This window comes from Halomonas sp. GFAJ-1 (assembly GCF_000236625.2).
Lineage (GTDB): Bacteria > Pseudomonadota > Gammaproteobacteria > Pseudomonadales > Halomonadaceae > Vreelandella.
On the sequence record NZ_AHBC01000029.1, the window covers coordinates 18,214 to 36,647 of the forward strand.

The 18,434-nt window shown below is 53.7% G+C and carries 16 protein-coding genes; 2 read left to right on the forward strand and 14 right to left on the reverse strand.

Going from position 1 to position 18,434, the window contains the following annotated elements; all coding sequences use genetic code 11:
• Positions 1–20: 20 nt before the first annotated feature.
• Positions 21–3,122, forward strand: a complete 3,102-nt coding sequence (gene ydiJ / locus MOY_RS08450) for a D-2-hydroxyglutarate dehydrogenase YdiJ (protein WP_009098662.1) — start codon at positions 21–23, stop codon at positions 3,120–3,122.
• A gap of 98 nt (positions 3,123–3,220) precedes the next feature.
• Here the strand turns inward: ydiJ and MOY_RS08455 are convergent, their stop codons facing one another.
• The 13 genes from MOY_RS08455 to yrfG all read right to left on the reverse strand — a co-directional run bounded on the left by MOY_RS08455 (position 3,221) and on the right by yrfG (position 16,603).
• Complete coding sequence (locus tag MOY_RS08455; RefSeq protein ID WP_009098663.1) at positions 3,221–3,784, reverse strand: hypothetical protein; 564 nt, start codon at positions 3,782–3,784, stop codon at positions 3,221–3,223.
• Positions 3,785–3,956: 172 nt separating this feature from the next.
• The gene (trpC, locus tag MOY_RS08460; RefSeq protein ID WP_009098664.1) at positions 3,957–4,760 is read right to left on the reverse strand and encodes an indole-3-glycerol phosphate synthase TrpC; all 804 of its coding nucleotides are present in this window, start codon (positions 4,758–4,760) and stop codon (positions 3,957–3,959) included.
• An 8-nt stretch (positions 4,761–4,768) separates the two neighbouring features.
• Positions 4,769–5,788, reverse strand: coding sequence for an anthranilate phosphoribosyltransferase (gene trpD, locus MOY_RS08465; protein WP_009098665.1), 1,020 nt, complete (start codon positions 5,786–5,788; stop codon positions 4,769–4,771).
• Between the two features lie 36 nt (positions 5,789–5,824).
• On the reverse strand, positions 5,825–6,445 hold the full coding sequence (locus MOY_RS08470; RefSeq protein ID WP_009098666.1) for an anthranilate synthase component II: 621 nt from the start codon (positions 6,443–6,445) through the stop codon (positions 5,825–5,827).
• Between the two features lie 258 nt (positions 6,446–6,703).
• Positions 6,704–7,192, reverse strand: coding sequence for an Rsd/AlgQ family anti-sigma factor (locus MOY_RS08475; protein WP_009098668.1), 489 nt, complete (start codon positions 7,190–7,192; stop codon positions 6,704–6,706).
• A gap of 139 nt (positions 7,193–7,331) precedes the next feature.
• Positions 7,332–7,832: a disulfide bond formation protein B gene (locus MOY_RS08480; RefSeq protein WP_009098670.1), complete on the reverse strand. Its 501-nt coding sequence runs from the start codon at positions 7,830–7,832 to the stop codon at positions 7,332–7,334.
• Positions 7,829–9,469, reverse strand: a complete 1,641-nt coding sequence (gene gshA / locus MOY_RS08485; RefSeq protein ID WP_009098672.1) for a glutamate--cysteine ligase — start codon at positions 9,467–9,469, stop codon at positions 7,829–7,831. Before gshA ends, MOY_RS08480 begins: the two co-directional genes overlap by 4 nt.
• A gap of 142 nt (positions 9,470–9,611) precedes the next feature.
• Positions 9,612–11,978, reverse strand: coding sequence for a Tex family protein (locus MOY_RS08490; protein WP_009098674.1), 2,367 nt, complete (start codon positions 11,976–11,978; stop codon positions 9,612–9,614).
• A gap of 112 nt (positions 11,979–12,090) precedes the next feature.
• Positions 12,091–12,588: a peptide-methionine (R)-S-oxide reductase MsrB gene (gene msrB, locus MOY_RS08495; RefSeq protein WP_009098676.1), complete on the reverse strand. Its 498-nt coding sequence runs from the start codon at positions 12,586–12,588 to the stop codon at positions 12,091–12,093.
• Positions 12,589–12,713: 125 nt separating this feature from the next.
• Positions 12,714–14,270, reverse strand: a complete 1,557-nt coding sequence (locus MOY_RS08500; RefSeq protein ID WP_009098678.1) for a phosphoenolpyruvate carboxykinase — start codon at positions 14,268–14,270, stop codon at positions 12,714–12,716.
• A gap of 312 nt (positions 14,271–14,582) precedes the next feature.
• Positions 14,583–15,458: an Hsp33 family molecular chaperone HslO gene (gene hslO, locus MOY_RS08505; protein ID WP_009098679.1), complete on the reverse strand. Its 876-nt coding sequence runs from the start codon at positions 15,456–15,458 to the stop codon at positions 14,583–14,585.
• Positions 15,459–15,524: 66 nt separating this feature from the next.
• Complete coding sequence (hslR, locus tag MOY_RS08510) at positions 15,525–15,914, reverse strand: ribosome-associated heat shock protein Hsp15 (RefSeq protein WP_009098680.1); 390 nt, start codon at positions 15,912–15,914, stop codon at positions 15,525–15,527.
• 26 nt (positions 15,915–15,940) lie between these two features.
• Entirely contained in the window at positions 15,941–16,603 is a 663-nt protein-coding gene (gene yrfG / locus MOY_RS08515; protein WP_009098681.1) for a GMP/IMP nucleotidase, read from the reverse strand.
• A 70-nt stretch (positions 16,604–16,673) separates the two neighbouring features.
• Here yrfG and nudE point away from each other — a divergent pair, with 70 nt between their 5' ends.
• Positions 16,674–17,288: an ADP compounds hydrolase NudE gene (gene nudE, locus MOY_RS08520; protein WP_009098682.1), complete on the forward strand. Its 615-nt coding sequence runs from the start codon at positions 16,674–16,676 to the stop codon at positions 17,286–17,288.
• Between the two features lie 76 nt (positions 17,289–17,364).
• Here nudE and MOY_RS08525 read toward each other — a convergent pair whose 3' ends face one another.
• Positions 17,365–18,420, reverse strand: coding sequence for an oxidoreductase (locus tag MOY_RS08525; RefSeq protein ID WP_009098683.1), 1,056 nt, complete (start codon positions 18,418–18,420; stop codon positions 17,365–17,367).
• Positions 18,421–18,434 lie beyond the last annotated feature (14 nt).

The window sequence follows — 18,434 nt, forward strand, 5'->3', positions numbered from 1 at the left end:
CAGTGACGGCCCGACCAACTATGATTGCATCCTTGGATACGCGCACGGCTCCTTTTAAGCGCTTGAGCAGCCATTACGTGCGTTTTCTTGAAGCCCTGCGTGCACGCGGCTTTGAAGGCGAGATTACCCCCGACTATGCCAACCGCACCGTGCTGGCAACGGATAACTCGATTTACCAGCGCCTGCCCCAAGCTGCGGTGTTCCCCAAGCATGCCGAAGATCTTGAGCGCCTAGCCAAGTTGGTTGCTGAGCTGCCCCACCGCGACATCGTGTTAACACCTCGGGGCGGCGGCACCGGCACCAACGGTCAATCACTAACGGACGGCATTGTGGTGGACGTTTCCCGCCATATGAACCAGATTTTAGAGATTGACGTGAACGCCCGGCGAGTACGCGTTCAAGCGGGCGTGGTGAAAGACCAGCTCAACGCCGCACTCAAGCCCCACGGGCTATTTTTTGCCCCGGAACTTTCAACCTCTAACCGTGCAACCATTGGCGGAATGATCTCCACCGATGCCAGCGGCCAGGGGAGCTGCGAGTACGGCAAAACCCGCGATCACGTATTGGAGCTGGATACAGTTTTGCTGGGTGGTCAGCACTTGCACAGCCGCCCGTTAACCTCGGATGAAGAGCGGGCTGAGTGCCAGCAGGACGGTATTCTCGGCCGCGTGCATACCACTGCTGCCACAATTATCGACCAACAGCGCGAGCTGATTAAGGCGAAATTCCCGCCGCTCAACCGCTGTTTAACGGGCTACGACTTGGCTCACCTGCGAGCAGCGGAAGGTCAGTTAAATTTAAACAGCCTACTGTGTGGCTCGGAAGGCTCGCTAGGCTTTTTGAATGAAGCAGTACTCAACGTGCTGCCAATTCCCAAGCACTCTATGCTGGTGAATGTGCGTTACCCAAGCTTTATGGATGCACTGCGCGATGCCAAAGCTTTAATGAGCGCCAGCGCACGCCCCACCTCAATCGAAACCATCGACGACACCGTTCTACAACTGGCTATGCAGGACTTTGTATGGGATAGCGTAGCTGAGTTCTTCCCCGCCACCGGCAGCACGCCGATTCGCGGCATTAACCTGATTGAGTTTAATGACGACGATGAAAGCGCCCTTGCAGCGCGTGTGCGGGCGTTCACTGAACATTTGAGTCAAGACCCTACCGTAGAGCGCTTAGGCTACACACTGGCCGAAGGACGAGCGCAGATCCAAAAAGTCTACGCCATGCGTAAACGCTCGGTGGGGCTACTGGGGAACGTGCAGGGCGAAAAACGCCCGATTGCATTTGTAGAAGATACCGCCGTGCCGCCAGAGCACCTGGCGGACTTTATCACTGAGTTTCGCGCTGCCTTGGACGCCCGAAAGCTCTCCTACGGGATGTTTGGCCATGTGGATGCGGGCGTACTGCACGTACGCCCAGCGCTGGATATGAAAGACCCCGCACAGGAAAAGCTGATTCGTGAAATTTCTGATGAAGTAGCCGCCCTTACCCAGAAGTACGGCGGACTTTTGTGGGGGGAGCACGGTAAAGGGGTTCGCTCTGAATACGGCCCCAAATTCTTTGGTGAACTGTACCCTAGCCTTCAGCGAGTAAAAGCCGCCTTTGATCCGCATAACCAGCTGAACCCCGGCAAGATTGCATCTCCCGCTGAACACCAGGAACTGATCGCTAAAGACAGCGACCCTGATTTGTTAACGGTTGATGGCGTACCGATGCGCGGTCAGCTTGATCGCACGATTGACGAGCGGGCGTGGCAGGCTTACGACGCGGCGGTCTACTGCAACGGCAACGGTGCCTGTTACAACTACGATGTTGACGACCCCATGTGCCCTTCCTGGAAGGCCACCCGCGACCGTGTGCATTCGCCTAAAGGCCGCGCCAGCCTGATTCGGGAGTGGCTGCGCTTGCAGTCCCAGGCGGGTATCGATGTGGTGGAAGAGTCGCGCAAGAAAAAGGCCGAGCGCAGCTGGGGCTTTGTTAAAAGCTTCCCTAAACGTGTCATGAACACCGTTAGCAAACAGCAACACCACGACTACTCCCACCAAGTGTATGACGCCATGGCGGGTTGTTTGGCGTGTAAATCCTGTGCGGGCCAGTGCCCGATTAAGGTCAACGTACCGCAGTTCCGCTCGCAGTTTTTAGAGGTCTACCATGGCCGCTATTTACGCCCACTGCGGGATTACCTGATCGGCGGCACCGAGGTTATGCTGCCCACATTGGCCAAAATCGCGCCGCTGTATAACGCATTGCTTGGCCAGCGCTGGGTGGAAAAGCTGATGAGCAAGGGCCTGGGGGTTAGCGACTCCCCGTTGCTCTCCCGTGCCAGTGTGAAGAAACAGCTAAAGGCTTGGGGCGTGTCGGAAGCCACACCAACGTCGCTTGCGCTACTCACAGAGCAGCAGCGGGCCAACAGCGTGATTATCGTTCAAGACGCGTTCACGACGCACTTTGAAGCCACACTCGTGATGGACGTGGTAGAGCTACTGTCGCGGCTGAATCTACGGGTGTTTGTGATGCCGTTTTCTGCCAATGGCAAACCGCTGCAGGTGCAGGGCTTTTTGGGCGCCTTCGAGCGCACGGCAGAAAAACAGGCCAAACGGTTGCGGTCATTGGCAGAGTTCGAGGTGCCCATGGTAGGGATCGACCCCGCCATGACACTGGCCTACCGTCAGGAGTACGTCAAAGCCTTAGGTACCGAGCAGGTACCCGAGGTGCTGATGCTGCAAGAGTGGCTGGCCACCCGCATTAATACGTTAGCGCCGAGTCAGCTGACGTTAGCTGATCCTGGCTATAAGTTGCTTTCTCACTGCACTGAAAAAACCAATGCCCCAGGCAGCCCCAAGGCCTGGCAGCAGGTGTTTGCAGCATTTGGCTTAAAACTTGAACTGGCCAATACCGGCTGCTGCGGTATGTCCGGCACGTACGGACATGAAACCCGCAATGTGGCAACGTCAAAAACCATTTACGCCCAATCCTGGCAGCCCCAGGTGGAGGCCGAGGAAAATACGGGCAAGCTGCTAGCAACAGGCTACTCTTGCCGCAGCCAAGTGAAACGCTACTCTGCGCAAACCCTACCGCATCCGCTTCAGGCGCTGCTTAGGTGCCTGCACAGCCGTTAAGCTTGCTATAAGCGAACGAAAGGGGCTTACATCGGATGTAAGCCCCTTTTTTATTACACTGCATTTTCTATTTCACGGATTAAGCAACTATCCAGCTGTTACTCCGTGAAAGGCAGCGAGGAGTGGTGCAGCACAATGCGCAGCTCGCCTTCATCGTCTAGCTGATAGCCCCAGCTCTTATCTACTGTGGTGGTGTTGCCATCGCTATCCAGGATAGAAACATTGCCCACAGTCATCGCTGTATCACCGCTAATAAAGATAGCTGCGTTATCAATGGTCACTTCCTGCCAGCCATTCAGTGCGAAGCCGCTATCGTTGGGGAATTCATCGCTATGCCCAACAAAGTAAGCCAGCGCGCCCTCGGGCGTGGTACGGAAAGTTTGCGGCGCGGCTGCTAACGTTGGTTTAAATAGCACCGGCCCCATCTCATAGCCATAAGCGCTATCAATAACCAATTGGGCCAGTTCACTGGCGGCCTCAATGCCGTCGTTTTCATAGGTGTTTGAGATATTTACCAGCGCTTCACCCCACGCTTTTTGCGCTTCGATCACCTGTTCTTCCGTAATGTCTCCGCCTAAATGCGTTACCTCATAGGCGCCTGCTAAGGAGGCAGTACCGATACCCATACCCAGCACGGCGCTAGTAAAAAGTACTTTAATCATTACTATTGATCTCCTAAGTACATATAAAAAGGCAGTGAACGTTTTGCTTCACTGCTCTACTTAGCACGCCGGTCTACCTTCGTGCTAAGAAACCTACTTGAACGCAGGCTCTTGCCATCAATCAGACTGACACCTCTTAAAAGTTAACCAAGAAGCGAAGTTAAGAGGCGCTCTAAAAAAATAGTCTTTTTAACGCGAGTCCAGGGTTCTCTTCACGCATAAAGGCTTCGCCGACCAAAAAGCCGTTTACATCGTGGTCACGCATTAGCTCTACGTCATCGCTGGTATGGATACCAGACTCGGTAATTACCGTGACGCCTTCAGGAATGCTTGGCAACAGGTCAAGAGTGGTATTCAGGCTCGTATCAAAGGTGTGTAGGTTGCGGTTGTTGATGCCCACCAGCTTCAGGTTCAGCGCCAAAGCGCGCTCTAGCTCAGTGGCGTCGTGGACTTCTACCAATACATCCATCCCTAAAGCGTTAGCCTGCTGATGCAGATCGCGCAGTTGAAAGTCGTCCAGGGCAGCGACAATCAGCAAGATGCAGTCTGCGCCAATGGCCCGGGCTTCGGTTACTTGGTAACCATAGGTAATAAAGTCTTTACGAATCACTGGCAGCTCGCACGCGTCACGGGCGGCGATCAAGTAATCTTCATGGCCTTGAAAAAAATCCGCATCGGTCAGCACCGAGAGACACGCAGCTCCTCCTTGGGCATAGCTTTGCGCAATATCCGCAGGGTGAAAATCTTCGCGCATTACCCCTTTAGAGGGCGAAGCTTTTTTTACCTCGGCGATCACCGCCGCATCACCCGCAGCAATACGGGCATTCAACGCATCAATAAAGCCACGGGGAGCGCTCTGCTTTTCAGCCAGCGCCAGCAAATCCGCTTCACTGACCGCTTGGCGGCGCTCAGCCACCTCTTGGTCTTTACGGGCCAAAATACGCGTTAAAATTGTCGGTGTTGCCTGGTCGCTCATTGAAGTATTTATCCTTTAAAAACGCTGGTGAAGTGCGAAAGCTCTTTTAACTTTTCAAGCGGCAGCTTGGAGGCTTGGGCATCCTGGGCTACCATCACGCCCTCTTTTAAGCTATCGGCAACGCCCGCACAGTAAAGCGCCGCACCCGCATTCAGGGCAACCATATCCGCAGCCGCACCTTCGCCACTTAACGCAGCTTTTACCAGCCTCAGGCTGTCTTCGGCGCTAGCCGCTTTCAGCGTTGCTAAGCTTTGGCGTTCAATACCCAGCGCTTCCGGGGTAATGGTGTACTGGGTAATGTCGCCCTCTTTGAGTTCCGCCACCAGCGTAGGTGCCGCCAGGGAAATTTCATCTAGGCCATCTTCTGAATGCACTACCATTACGTGGCGGCTGCCAAGCTTTTTGAGCACTTCAGCCATGAGTGGCACAAGCTCAGGAGCATAGACCCCCAGCACTTGGTTTGGTGCACTGGCAGGGTTAGTCAGCGGGCCAAGAATGTTAAATAGCGTGCGCACACCCATTTCACGGCGCGGGCCAATAGCGTAACGCATTGCGGGGTGGTGGTTGGGAGCAAACATAAAGCCAACCCCCACCTGCTCAATACAGCGAGTTACCTCTTCCGGTTTAAGGTCAAGATAAATACCGGCTATATCGAATAAATCTGCACTACCTGAGGAGGAAGAGACGCTGCGGTTACCGTGCTTAGCCACATGAGCGCCACCCGCAGCAGCCACAAAGCTAGCTGCCGTCGAGACGTTAAACAGATTAGCGCCATCACCACCGGTACCCACAATATCTACCACGTTGTCGGTACTAAGCGTCACCCGCTTCATTAGCTCGCGCATTACCTGAGCGGCTGCGCTAATTTCCACGGCGCTTTCGCCTTTCATGGCCAGTCCCACTAGCAGGCCACCAATTTGCGCATCAGAGGCTTCGCCGGTCATGATCTGGCGCATCAGCGCGTGCATCGCATCGAAAGAGAGGTCTTCGCGGCGCATCACCGCGTTAATTGCATCTCGCATTTGCATGAACAGAAAAGCCTCTAAAGCGTATGAATTTGGCGATCAGCCGCGTTGTAAAAAATTGGCCAATAACGCATGACCTTGGCGCGTGAGTATTGACTCAGGATGAAACTGTACCCCTTCAATATCCAAGTTACGATGGCGAAAACCCATTATCAACCCAGGCGTTACGTCATCGCTTGCCGTCAAGGCGGTGACCTCTAAACAGTCGGGTAAGCTTACTTCATCCACAACGAGCGAATGGTAGCGAGTTACCTCAAGCGGGTTTTCAAGCCCATTAAATACGCCTTGCCCCCAATGCACTACGGCAGACGTTTTGCCATGCATAACCTCTGGCGCACGCACTACCTTACCACCGTATACCTGACCAATCGCCTGGTGCCCAAGGCAGACACCCAAAATAGGCAGTTTACCGGCAAAATGGGTAATAGCTGCCAATGAAATACCCGCTTCGTTAGGCGTACAAGGTCCCGGTGAAATCACCAAATGAGTAGGCGCGATGGCCTCGATTTGTTCAAGGGTAAGCGCATCGTTGCGGTAGGTCATTACCTCCGCACCAAGCTCACTCAGGTACTGAACGATATTGAAGGTAAAGCTATCATAATTATCGATCATCAAAACTTTAGGCTTGCTAAACAACTGATTAACGTCAACATTAGCCATCTATCTACTCGCAGTTACCCAGGCTAGTACCCAGGCTCATCCTTTAACACCGATCAGGGATTGTACCGCCCTACCTATGCATCCGCCACGCGCTATCGCTAGGCCAGAAGCCTAGTCCTGTACTTATAAAAACAAAACAGATGGCAACCTTAAGCAGGCAAGAGGCTAACCGACTATTAGTAGTAACGGCCATAGATAGAGCGGTAAAAGCACCGCACAACAACGTGCCGTACGATGCTTTGATTTGCTTCGATAAGCTTAGGCGGGAGATTTTGCTTGCTTAGGGCTATGGGCTGCGTGCAGACGGGCAATTAACTGGTCTTCTAGCGCAAAGCGCTCGGTAAGGCCTTTTGCCAGTCGATCAATCCAGGCAGGTAAGCGCGCCAAGTTTTGCTGGCAACGCACCGGCGACGCAAAGTCTTCGTCAAACTCCAGCACCATAGCAGTAGACATTTCTAGCCGCTCCAGCAGCTTCGAGGCAATTAGCAAAGCGCTTTCGTCGTTGAACGCTTTGGCCTCTTCCGCTAGCTGAGGGTAAATTTCAAAATGCCCGGCGCTGATATAATCCATTAACAGCTCACTGAAGACATCAACACGCGCTTTGCTAACCGCTTCCAATTCAGCATCGCAGGCGTCTTTCAGTTCGATAAAGCTAACCAAAAGCGCGCGACGTTGATCCAGCCAACGGTCAATCAAACTGTGCACGCCCCCCCAGCGCTCCAGGGCATTTTTGCAATCTTCGAGCATGGGGTTTTCTCCTTGCAGATAACCACCTTTGATAAGGCTAGACTCGCCTTTCCATCTAACCCTGTCAATCCCAGCAGGTACGGTTTCCATGATACTAAAGGCCAATCTATCTATAGGCTGGCCGCGTATGAATGCTTAACTAGCGCTTGATGGCCACCCACAAAATACGCAGCGGTGCGATAGCTAAGATTAAAAAGCCCACCAAAGTCCACGCGGGTAGCGAAAGGCCTAACAGCATAAAGTCAATTTCGGCGCACTCTCCAGAACCAGTGAGCACCATAGCGACTACTTCCTGCATAGGCAGGATATCCATCATGTAGTCCAGGCCAGGACCGCATGAGGGGACTTGGTCAGCGGGCAGGCTCTGCAACCAAACGTGACGACCGGCAATAAACGCGCCGACACCTACCGCGATTCCCCCAAGCGCGCCATAAACGCTCTTACCTATACGACCACGGGGGTTATGTATCGCGGCGACGGCCAACACTAGCCCAGCGGCTATCACCGCTACACGCTGAAAAATACACAATGGGCAGGGGGCAAGCCCGGCAATATGCTCAAGGGCCAGGGCGACCGCCATCATGACAACGCAGAATGCAACACCGACTAGCGCAGCGGGGCGAATAGAAGCGGCGCTCATTGGCTATCCTCTGATGAGATAGCCGAAAGCGCACGAGACTCACGCGCTTTGGCAAAATAGCTGCTTAGAAACTCGCTAAAACTTTCTTGATCAGCGGCTTCGATATCCCGCTGCTGCTGGTGGGAGGTTTCAATGAGCTGTGCCAACAGCGCCTCACGGGAGCGCAGCATCGGCGTTGCTTTAAGCTTATCCGCCTGCTCTTTCGCTAGGCTTAATAACGCATCACTCAGCGAACCATTACCCTCTTGTAGACGAGCCAGCATCTGCGCTGACGGCGTCAATGATGGATCCTTCAGTCGTGGCGCTAACGCTTCTAGCGCGGCGGCATGAGGGGTGCCCTCTTCCACTGCATCCAGCAGGCGTGCGACTTCGCCTAGTTCTGCAAATATCTGTTCGCCCCACGCTCGCACGGTGGTGGTTTCACAGTTATGTATTAGCGTTAGCGCCGGGTCGCGGCCGCGCTCTACCACCAAACGGCGGTTGTCATCCAGGCGGTCGCACTCCTCATCGGAGATCCAGGGGCTATCGCTCAGCAGGCACCACATCAAAAAAGTGTCGACAAAACGCATCTGCGTTTCGGTAACGCCTAGCGGGTCGAAAGGGTTTAAATCCAGGCAGCGCACTTCTATGTACTCAACCCCACGCGCTTCAAGCGCTTGACTGGGCGTTTCATTGTGCTTGGCTACCCGTTTGGGACGAATATCGCTGTAATATTCGTTCTCAATTTGCAGAATATTGGCGTTTAGCTGATGCCACTCTTCGCCGGTTTTTACGCCTAGCTTTTCATAGTCAGGCCACGGAGAAGAGATCGCATGACGCAGCGTGTTAACGTAGTTAGACAGCGAGTTAAAGCAAATTTTTAGCTGCGATTGTACTTTATTCTGGTAGCCCAAATCCGACATCCGCAGGGTCGTCGCATACGGCGCAAAGTAGGTATCGTCGCTGAGTGACTGTAGCTTTTCAGGCACTTTACCTTCAGGTAAAAAGCTCTTATCAATGGCCGGTGAGGCACCAAACAGATAGAGCAGCAGCCAGCTATGACGCCGAAAATGCCGAATCATGCCGAAATAACGGGTGGAGCGATAATCGTTAAAGGGAATGTTCGTGGCTTTTTCCATCTCACGCAGAGCGTGCCACATATCTTCTGGCAGCGAGACGTTGTAATGCACACCTGCAATTGCCTGCATTATGCGCCCGTAGCGCACATCCAACCCTTTTCGATAGACATGCTTCATGGTGCCAACATTAGAGCTGCCATAGTCAGCTATCGGCACGCTTTCATTGCCCGACAGCCGCGAAGGCATACTGCCGGGCCATATCCACTCATTGTCTAGGTGATGATAAGTAAAGGTATGCAGGTCTGATAAGAACGCCAATGCTTCACGTGGCTCTGAGTAAACCGGCGTTATGTACTCAAGCAGTGCTTCTGAGTAGTCGGTAGTGATATGCGGATGCGTTAATTTAGAGCCTAACGCCTGGGGATGCGGCGTTTGGGCAATATGACCATTGGCATCAACCCGCAGCCCTTCTTTTTCCAGCCCGCGACGCAGGCGACCTAACCGCCCTAGCCGAGCGCTAGGCAGCAAGCGCTCAACCTGAGCAGTTAGCGAAGATGGCACAGTGAGAGGTTCAGGCAAGGTGAACACTCCTTGTCAGTAAGGCCCGCCATAAGCAGGCCTTGGTGAAATCAGCTGGCATTGCCATGGTCGTTTTTCATGCTTTCTAGCGAGAACAGAAAGCAGGATATGGCGGCAATCCTGTTTTTTTCAAGACACGCGACTATTTGCCCTGCTTTGCTTTAAGCAGCGCTGCGCCTAATGCTCCCATGGCCGCGGGGGCCTCATTTGGCTTGGGCTGGCTGCCCTGTTGCTGGTTACCCTGTCGACTACTGCGCGGTGGTTTGCGTGGTTCGTGGTTAACCGTGCCGCTGGCCGTAGCTTGGGCTTGCTGTTCTGGTTCATCGTCCAAGCGCATGGAAAGCCCTACCCGCTTGCGGGAAATATCCACGCTCATTACTTTGACGCTGACAATATCGCCCGCCTTAACCACGCTGCGCGGATCGTCGATAAAGCGGTCAGAAAGCGCTGAAATGTGTACGAGTCCGTCTTGGTGAACGCCCACATCCACAAAGGCGCCAAAGTGAGTCACGTTGGTCACAGTGCCTTCCAACACCATTCCCAGTTTTAAGTCTTTCAGAGTTTCAACGCCTTCGCGGAACTCAGCGGCTTTAAACTCAGGGCGCGGGTCGCGCCCCGGCTTATCCAGCTCTTTTAGAATATCGCTCACCGTGGGCACGCCAAAACGCTCGTCGGCAAAATCAGCGGGCTTAAGCGCTTTTAAGGTAGCGCTGTCACCAATCAAGCCCTTTACATCCCGACGATTCTGCTTGGCAATGCGCTCCACCAGGGTATAAGCCTCGGGGTGAACAGCGCTGGCATCCAATGGGTTTTCAGCATTGCTGATGCGCAAGAAGCCGGCACACTGCTCAAAGGTTTTTGGCCCCAGGCGGCTAACCTCTAACAGCTCTTTACGGCTTTTGAACGCGCCTTGGTCATTGCGCTGGGCCACGATATTCTCGGCAATCGCCGCGCTCAGGCCTGCCACGCGAGAAAGCAGTGCGCTAGACGCAGTGTTGAGATCCACACCAACCGCGTTAACACAGTCTTCTATGACAACTTCCAGGCTACGTGACAGCTGCACCTGGGAAACATCATGTTGATATTGGCCTACACCAATGGATTTAGGCTCAATTTTAACCAGCTCTGCGAGTGGATCTTGCAAACGGCGGGCAATAGAGACAGCGCCCCGAACGGTCACATCAAGATCCGGCAACTCACGGGAGGCATATTCAGACGCAGAGTAAACCGAAGCACCCGCTTCAGACACCATCACTTTGCTCAAACGATATGCCGGCGCTAATGCTTTCAGTAGCTCACCCGCCAGCTTATCGGTTTCGCGGCTTGCGGTGCCGTTACCCACGGCAATCAACTGAACATCGTGCTGCTTAACAAGCTTCGCCAAGACACCCAGCGACTCATCCCAGCGGTTTTGCGGCGCATGGGGATAAATAGTGGCTTGATCAACGAACTGCCCCGTCGCATCAACCACCGCTACCTTACAACCAGTTCTTAACCCTGGATCAATGGCAAGCGTCACTTTTTGACCTGCTGGCGCTGCCAACAGCAAGTCTTTTAAGTTAGCTGCAAATACTTCAATCGCTGTTAGCTCAGCCTGTTCCCGCAGACGCCCTAACAGCTCGGTCTCAAGCGCCGTATAGAGCTTCACTCGCCAGGTCCAGCGCACTACTTCAGCTAACCATTTATCCGCTGGGCGGCTTTGATCACTAATACCAAACTGTTTGGCAATGGCGACCTGGGCAGGGTGTATCGGGGCTTCCTCTTCGCCGGGAAGACGTATCGACAGGCTGAGCACTCCTTCATTACGCGCTCGGAACATCGCCAAGGCGCGATGAGATGGCGCTTTGGCGATTTTTTCATCGTGCTCGAAATAGTCGGCGAACTTGGCACCTTCCTGCTGCTTGCCATCTAACACGCGGGCACTTAGCTCGCCCTCTTGCCAGAGGCGCTCGCGCAGTTGACCAATCAACTCGGGGTCTTCTGCAAAGCGCTCCATCAAAATCTGTTTAGCACCATCTAACGCGGCTTTAGCATCCTCAATGGCGGGGATATCGCCCTCTGCGGGACGCAGATAGTGGGTTGCTTCGCTTTCTGGATTAAGGGATGGGTTAGCAAGTAGCGCATCCGCCAACGGCTCAAGGCCTGCTTCGCGAGCAATTTGCGCTTTGGTGCGGCGCTTTTTCTTAAACGGTAGGTATAGATCTTCAAGGCGCTGTTTGGTCTCAGCAGCGTCAATGCTGGCTTTTAGCGTGGCATCAAGCTTGCCCTGCTCATCAATGGCAGAGAGTACCGCCGTGCGGCGCTCTTCAAGCTCGCGCAGATAGCGCAGACGCTCATCGAGTTGGCGAAGCTGGATATCGTCTAATGCGCCGGTGACTTCTTTACGGTAGCGGGCAATGAAAGGCACGGTAGCGCCGCCATCTAAAAGTGCGACCGTGGCGGATACTTGCTCGAGACGTACGCTTAGCTCAGTCGCTAGGCGGGAAATAATACGCTGATTGACATCCATAAATTGCAACTAACTCATGCAGCATTTTTAAGTGCCAACAAGGTATCACAAACCCACAGCGGCGGCATGGGTTGGCCACGAGTGACGCTACTTTAAAGCAAGCAACAAGCCTTTAAGTAGGCACAAAACGCAGGGCTACGCCGTTGTTACACCAGCGTAGGCCTGTAGGCTCTGGCCCGTCGTTAAACACGTGCCCCTGATGACCTTCGCAGCGGGCGCAGTGATATTCGGTTCTGGGCCATATCATCTTGAAATCTAATTTAGAGAGAAGATGACCTTCTATATGGGTGTAAAAGCTTGGCCAACCCGTGCCTGAATCATATTTCATGGCACTGGTAAAAAGCAGCAAATCACACCCAGCGCAGCGGTACTCCCCATCCCTCACTTCGCTATCTAATGGACTAGAGAAAGAGGGCTCAGTGCCCTCTTTACGAAGCACATAAAAGGCATCGTCGGAAAGACGCTCTCGCCACGCCTCTTCACTCAGTGTCAGTTTTTCAATACCGGGGGCTGCCTCAAGATTCAAACGTGGAAAACCATACGATACACCTGGAAGTGCACCCGCTAATCCGGTTAGGCCAGCCAAACCTAAAAATTGACGCCGTTTCATAAGCGCAGCTCCCATCGAAGACATGAAATGAATAGACCACAAAAAAGGGGCAGTGCCTCAGCACTGCCCCTTCTACGACCGCTTAGTTATCCAAACGTTCGACAAGCCAAATATTTATGCAAACCTTAGGTCAGCTGCGGGCCAGCTTTCAGAATCGCATCGTTAACGCCCTCAAATTTCTTGAAGTTATCGACGAATTTGGTTGCCAAATCGCGCAGGTGGCGATCATACGCATCACGGTCGGCCCAAGTTTCACGAGGGTCGAGCAGACTAGAGTCTACGCCCGGCACGGCAACCGGTACCTGCAGGTTCAAACCATCAATGTGTTTGGTTTCCACATCGCGCAGGATACCCGACTGAATCGCGCTGATAATCGCGCGGGTAGTCGGAATCGAGAAGCGTGAGCCGCCCTCTCCGTAAGCACCGCCAGTCCAGCCGGTATTAACCAAATAGACCTGAGCATCTTTCTTTTCAACGCGCTTGATCAAAAGATCAGCGTATTCACGCGCAGGACGTGGGAAGAAAGGCGCACCAAAGCAGGTCGAGAATGTGGCAGCTAAGCCCTCAGAAGAGCCCATTTCAGTAGAACCGACCTTCGCGGTATAGCCCGAAAGGAAGTGGTACGCGGCCGCTTCTTTGGAAAGAATCGATACCGGTGGCAGCACGCCCGACATATCGCACGTTAGGAAGACAATTGCGTTCGGCTCGCCGGCCAGGTTTTCCGGTACGCGTTTTTCAACGTGCTCCAGCGGGTAGGCGGCACGGGAGTTCTGGGTCAGGCTGTCGTCAGCGTAAGCCGGCTCACGGCGGTCGTTGAGTACAACGTTTTCCAGTACGGTGCCGAACTTAATAGCATTCCAAATAACCGGCTCGTTCTTCTCGGAAAGGTCGATACACTTAGCGTAGCAACCGCCTTCCATATTAAAGACGATACCGTCGCCCCAAGCGTGCTCGTCGTCACCAATCAAGTAGCGAGCCTGGTCGGCAGAAAGCGTCGTTTTGCCCGTACCAGAAAGGCCGAAGAACAGGCAGGTTTCGCCATCTTCCCCAACGTTGGCAGAGCAGTGCATCGGCAGCACGTCAGCAGCAGGCAGCAGGAAGTTCTGCACCGAGAACATGGCTTTTTTCATTTCGCCGGCGTAACGCATACCGGCAATTAGCACTTTGCGCTCGGCAAAATTGATAATTACGCAGCCGTCTGAGTTAGTACCATCACGGCTAGGGTCACACTCAAAACCGGCTGCGTTAAGAATTGTCCACTCATCTTTGGCCGCTTGGTTGTAGGCCTGAGGACGCACAAACATGGTGCGACCAAACAGGTTTTGCCAAGCGGTCTCAGTGGAAACACGCACTGGCAGATAGTGAGTCGAGTCACTACCTACGTGTAGTTCAGCAACGAAATGCTCACGGCTACCCAGGTAGTCTTCTACGCGTGCCCACAGCGTTGAGAATTTTTCAGCGTCGAACGGACGGTTAACGCTACCCCAGTCAATGCTGTCGCGGGTAGAAGGTTCATCGACGATAAAGCGGTCTTTCGGTGAACGCCCTGTGCGTAGGCCGGTGTTAACCACCAGGGCACCGTTAGCCGACAGGCGGCCTTCACCACGGGCCACGGCGCGCTCGATCAGTTCGGCGCTGCTGAGATTGACGTGGGCTTGGGGAGCGGCTTGAGTCGTGGTCATGTCGATTCCTGGGCCTTAAGGCCGTTTCTCTCGTTTACCGGGCGTCACCGACGCCTTAAATGGTCAGCCCAGCCACGATAAAGGGGGCTGGACGCGCTTAAGTCCGGCGCATTATGACAAAAAGAAAGCCCCCGGGAAACGGGGGTTTTGAGCAAATGTCTTGTAGTTAAACTACTACATTTGTGTACTATTTTGTGCTGCACCGCAATATTTATTCAAACAACCGTTTAGCAGGCTTGCTATATCCATTGCTGTGCCTAGCATGGCAGTTAAACATCTTTTGCACACCTATCTACCAGGGCGACTACATAACTAGTGAATCACCGGAGGGGACGCACCTGGGTCATCTAACAAAATTTCAATATCCGCTGCCGTGTAGTGATATTTCGTATGGCAAAAGTGGCATTGGGTATCAATGACGCCCTGCTCGCGCAAAATATCAAGCAACTCTTCTTGTCCTAAGGTGTAAAGCGCGTGGCTCATCCGCTCTCGAGAGCAGGTGCACCCAAAGCGTAGCGCTTTAGGCTCGAAGACCCGTGCGGTCTCTTCATGATATAGCCGATAAAGCACTTCACGCTGCTCAAGGCCAAGCAGCTCATCGGACTTAATCGTGTCAGCCAACACAACACTGCGCTCCCAAGCATCCACGTCCTGATTCTGCGAAGCATCGGGCAAGCGCTGCAGTAACAGCCCCCCAGCCCGCTTGCCGTCCGCCGCAAGCCATAACCGCGTCGGCAGCTGCTCCGACTGACCAAAGTAAGCCTCAAGACAGCCGCCCAGAGTACTGTGGTCTAACGCGACAATGCCCTGGTAGCGATGCCCTTCTCGTGGGTCGAGGGTAATCACAATTTGGCCTTCACCCACCAGCTCACGGAAGCTTGCGTACTCACTCGGCAGCGCTGCATCTTCTCCAATACGAGCAATGGCGCGCAGTTCACCACCAGGGTTAGACTCTGCCATTAACAGTGCCAACGCCCCTTGTCCGCGGACTTCAATGCTTAGCGTGCCATCTAGTTTAATGGTATCGGTTAACAGCGCCACGGCAGCCAACAGCTCGCCAAGTAGCTCATTAACAGCGGCAGGGTAAGCGTGGCGGTCAAGCACCTCTTGATAGGCTTCGGCAAGCGTAACAATTTCGCCGCGCACGTTGGTTTGGTCAAACAGGAAACGCTGGATTTGATCAGACATAAAAAACCGTATGAAAGGGAAAAAGAATAAAAGTGCCTGAGGAAATCAGCGTATTGGCTGAACCTCTCAGTCACTCCCGTGACGCTGAAAGCGTTGAATATCACGACGCTGCTTTTTATCAGGGCGCTTAAGAGGGTGCTGCATAGCTTCGTTGGTTAGGCGTCGCGCTTCGGCTTCTTTAGCCCGGCGCTGAGAACTCTCTTCGGTTTCTGCATAGAGCTTGCGCGCCTCGGGGGCACCACGACGCTGGTCGGACAGCGAAGTCACTTCCACCTCATAGATATCCCACCCTTGCGGCACGCGTATTAAAGCACCTAGTTCTACGGCTTTACTGGTTTTCACCCGTGCGCCGTCATAATGCACCTTACCGCCTTCAATCGCTTTTTTAGCCAAGGCGCGGGTTTTAAAAAAACGGGCGGCCCACAGCCACTTATCCAAGCGAACGCTATCACTCATTAACGCTCTCCAAAGGTTTATGAACCCTACCCCGGCAAATTATTTGGCAGTAGCTGGGCAAACCGGTCTAGGGCGATAAATTCCTGTAGTTCTTTTTCAGGCCGCCGGCTATCGGGCTGCTTGATACCTAACAGGTGCTTAATACCAAACTCGCGGGCACTTTCCAGTACGCTCGCATTGTCATCGATAAACAGTGTACGCGACGGGTTAAAAGGCTCCCGCTCTTGAAGGGCAAACCAAAAGGCCTGCTCTTCTTTGGCAGCCCCAACATCTTCTGAGGAGATGATGGCATCTAAGTAGTTTTCCAACCCTGTGAGCGGTAACTTTAAGGCTAAGCTAGCACGGTCAGCGTTGGTGGCAAGCACCACGCGTGGATGGGCGTTCTTTAGCCATTTTAGAAAGTCTAACGCGTCACTGCGCAGGCCAATCAAATGCTGCACTTCCTGCTTTAACGCTACAATATCTACCCCTAGTTCACGACTCCAATACGCTAGGCTGTACCAATTGAGCGTGCCCTGCTCACCAATAATGCGTGCCCGCAGCTCTTCTTGGCTGGCGATATCAAGCTGGTGAAGCTCCACATAGCGCCGGGGCAAATGCTCCAGCCAAAAATGGCTGTCGAAATGCAGATCCAGCAGGGTGCCGTCCATATCGAGTAGGACGGTATCGATCCCGCGCCAATCAATCATTGCCGCTCCAGTCTTAAAGAGTAAGCGTGCTATTGTAGCGTAACCCGTTTTTTGCAGCCACGGAGGCACGATGTCTAATAGCGATCAATCGTCAGGCGAGACCCTAACCGGCTACCCGCGCAAGCCACAGATTTTGGCCCGCCAGAGCGTGGCAAGAAGCCGTTTATTTCATATTGAATCTCTAGACTTACGCTTCTCAAATGGTGAAGAGCGCCAGTTTGAACGCTTGACCGGCGCTGACCGTGGCGCTGTTATGATTATTGCCATGCCCGACCCAGAGCACGTGCTGCTTATTCGTGAATACGCCGCCGGGTTTGAAGATTATGTACTAACGCTACCTAAAGGATTGGTAGACCCTGGCGAAGATATCGTCACCGCGGCCAACCGCGAACTTATGGAGGAGTGCGGATTCGGTGCCCACTGCATTGAACCGTTGGTAGAGCTTTCCTTAGCGCCTAATTATATGCGTCACCGCATGCAGGTACTGCTCGCCACTGACTTATACCCTAAACGACTACCGGGGGATGAACCCGAGCCACTAATTGTCGAAACCCACGCCCTTGAAGAGTTACCCGCGCTGCTGCTCCGGGAGGATTTCCACGAGGCCCGTGCCATCGCTGCACTGTACATCGCTAGAGACAAACTGCGCGAAGAGAAGCGTGACAGCGCGATGGATTTACTCTGAGGCGGAAAGGGATTAAAACAAGGGCGCCATCGGCCACCCTGAGCTTTTCACAAACGCTTTTTTTACAAACGTTTTTTTACAAATGGTGCTTGAGCGCTATCCAACGCCGCTGCCGATGGCTATCCAGGCCCGCCTCCAGAAGCATCATAGTACGCAGGGCATCGTCGATATTTACCGGCAGCGGAGCGCTATCACGTAAGGCGGCCGCAACCCCTTGATAGTAAGCAAGGTAGTTCCCCGGCAGCGTGGGGTGCTCGCGATGCTGAATAGACACGGACTCGCTTTCATCTTCGTTGAGCACCAATGCACCAGGAGCATCCACTCCCCAGTGCGGGGTAGGTATTTCGCCACCCTTTAAGCGCTCTTCTTGGGGGTCAAGACCATATTTGGTGTAGCTACCTTTGGTGCCGTGGATGCGAAAACGCGGCGTCGGCTCGGCTACTAGCGTACCGGCACTTAAGCTAACCCGAAAGCCGTCGTACTCCAGCAAAGCGAGGAAATCGTCATCCGCTTTGGCACCGTCACGTCGCATGGCTAACTCCAGTAAAATGGCGCTAGGCATCCCAAATAGCTCGCAAGCCTGATCTAACAGGTGCGGGCCTAGGTCGTACCAAATACCGCCACCTGGCGTGGCTTTTTCACGCCAGCGGTCGCGTACTTCAGGGCGAAAGCGATCAAAGCGCGACTCAAACCCTATCATACGCCCCAGCGTGCCTTCCTTTAGCAGCGCCTGAATGGTCAGAAAGTCGCTATCCCAGCGGCGGTTGTGAAAGACCGATATCAGCCTCTCTTTATCCACCGCTAGGGCTTTTAACTGTTTTGCCTCTGAGAGTGTCACGGTGAATGGCTTATCGACCACGACATGCTTACCCGCTAAGAGTGCCGCTTTAGCTAAGGGGAAGTGGGTATCGTTTGGGGTGGGAATCACAACTAGATCAAGGTCTGGTCGCTTACATAGCGCCAGCGCTTGGCTTTCTATTTCCACATTGGGCAGATTCGCCTTCACCTTGTCCGCATCGCTTGAGGAAACCGCCACTAGATCCAGCCCTTCAGTCGCTTGAATCAGCGGGGCATGGAAGGTTTTGCTTGCGAAGCCATAGCCAACAAGGCCAACGTTGATGATCGCCTTCATTACAATCCTTAGTT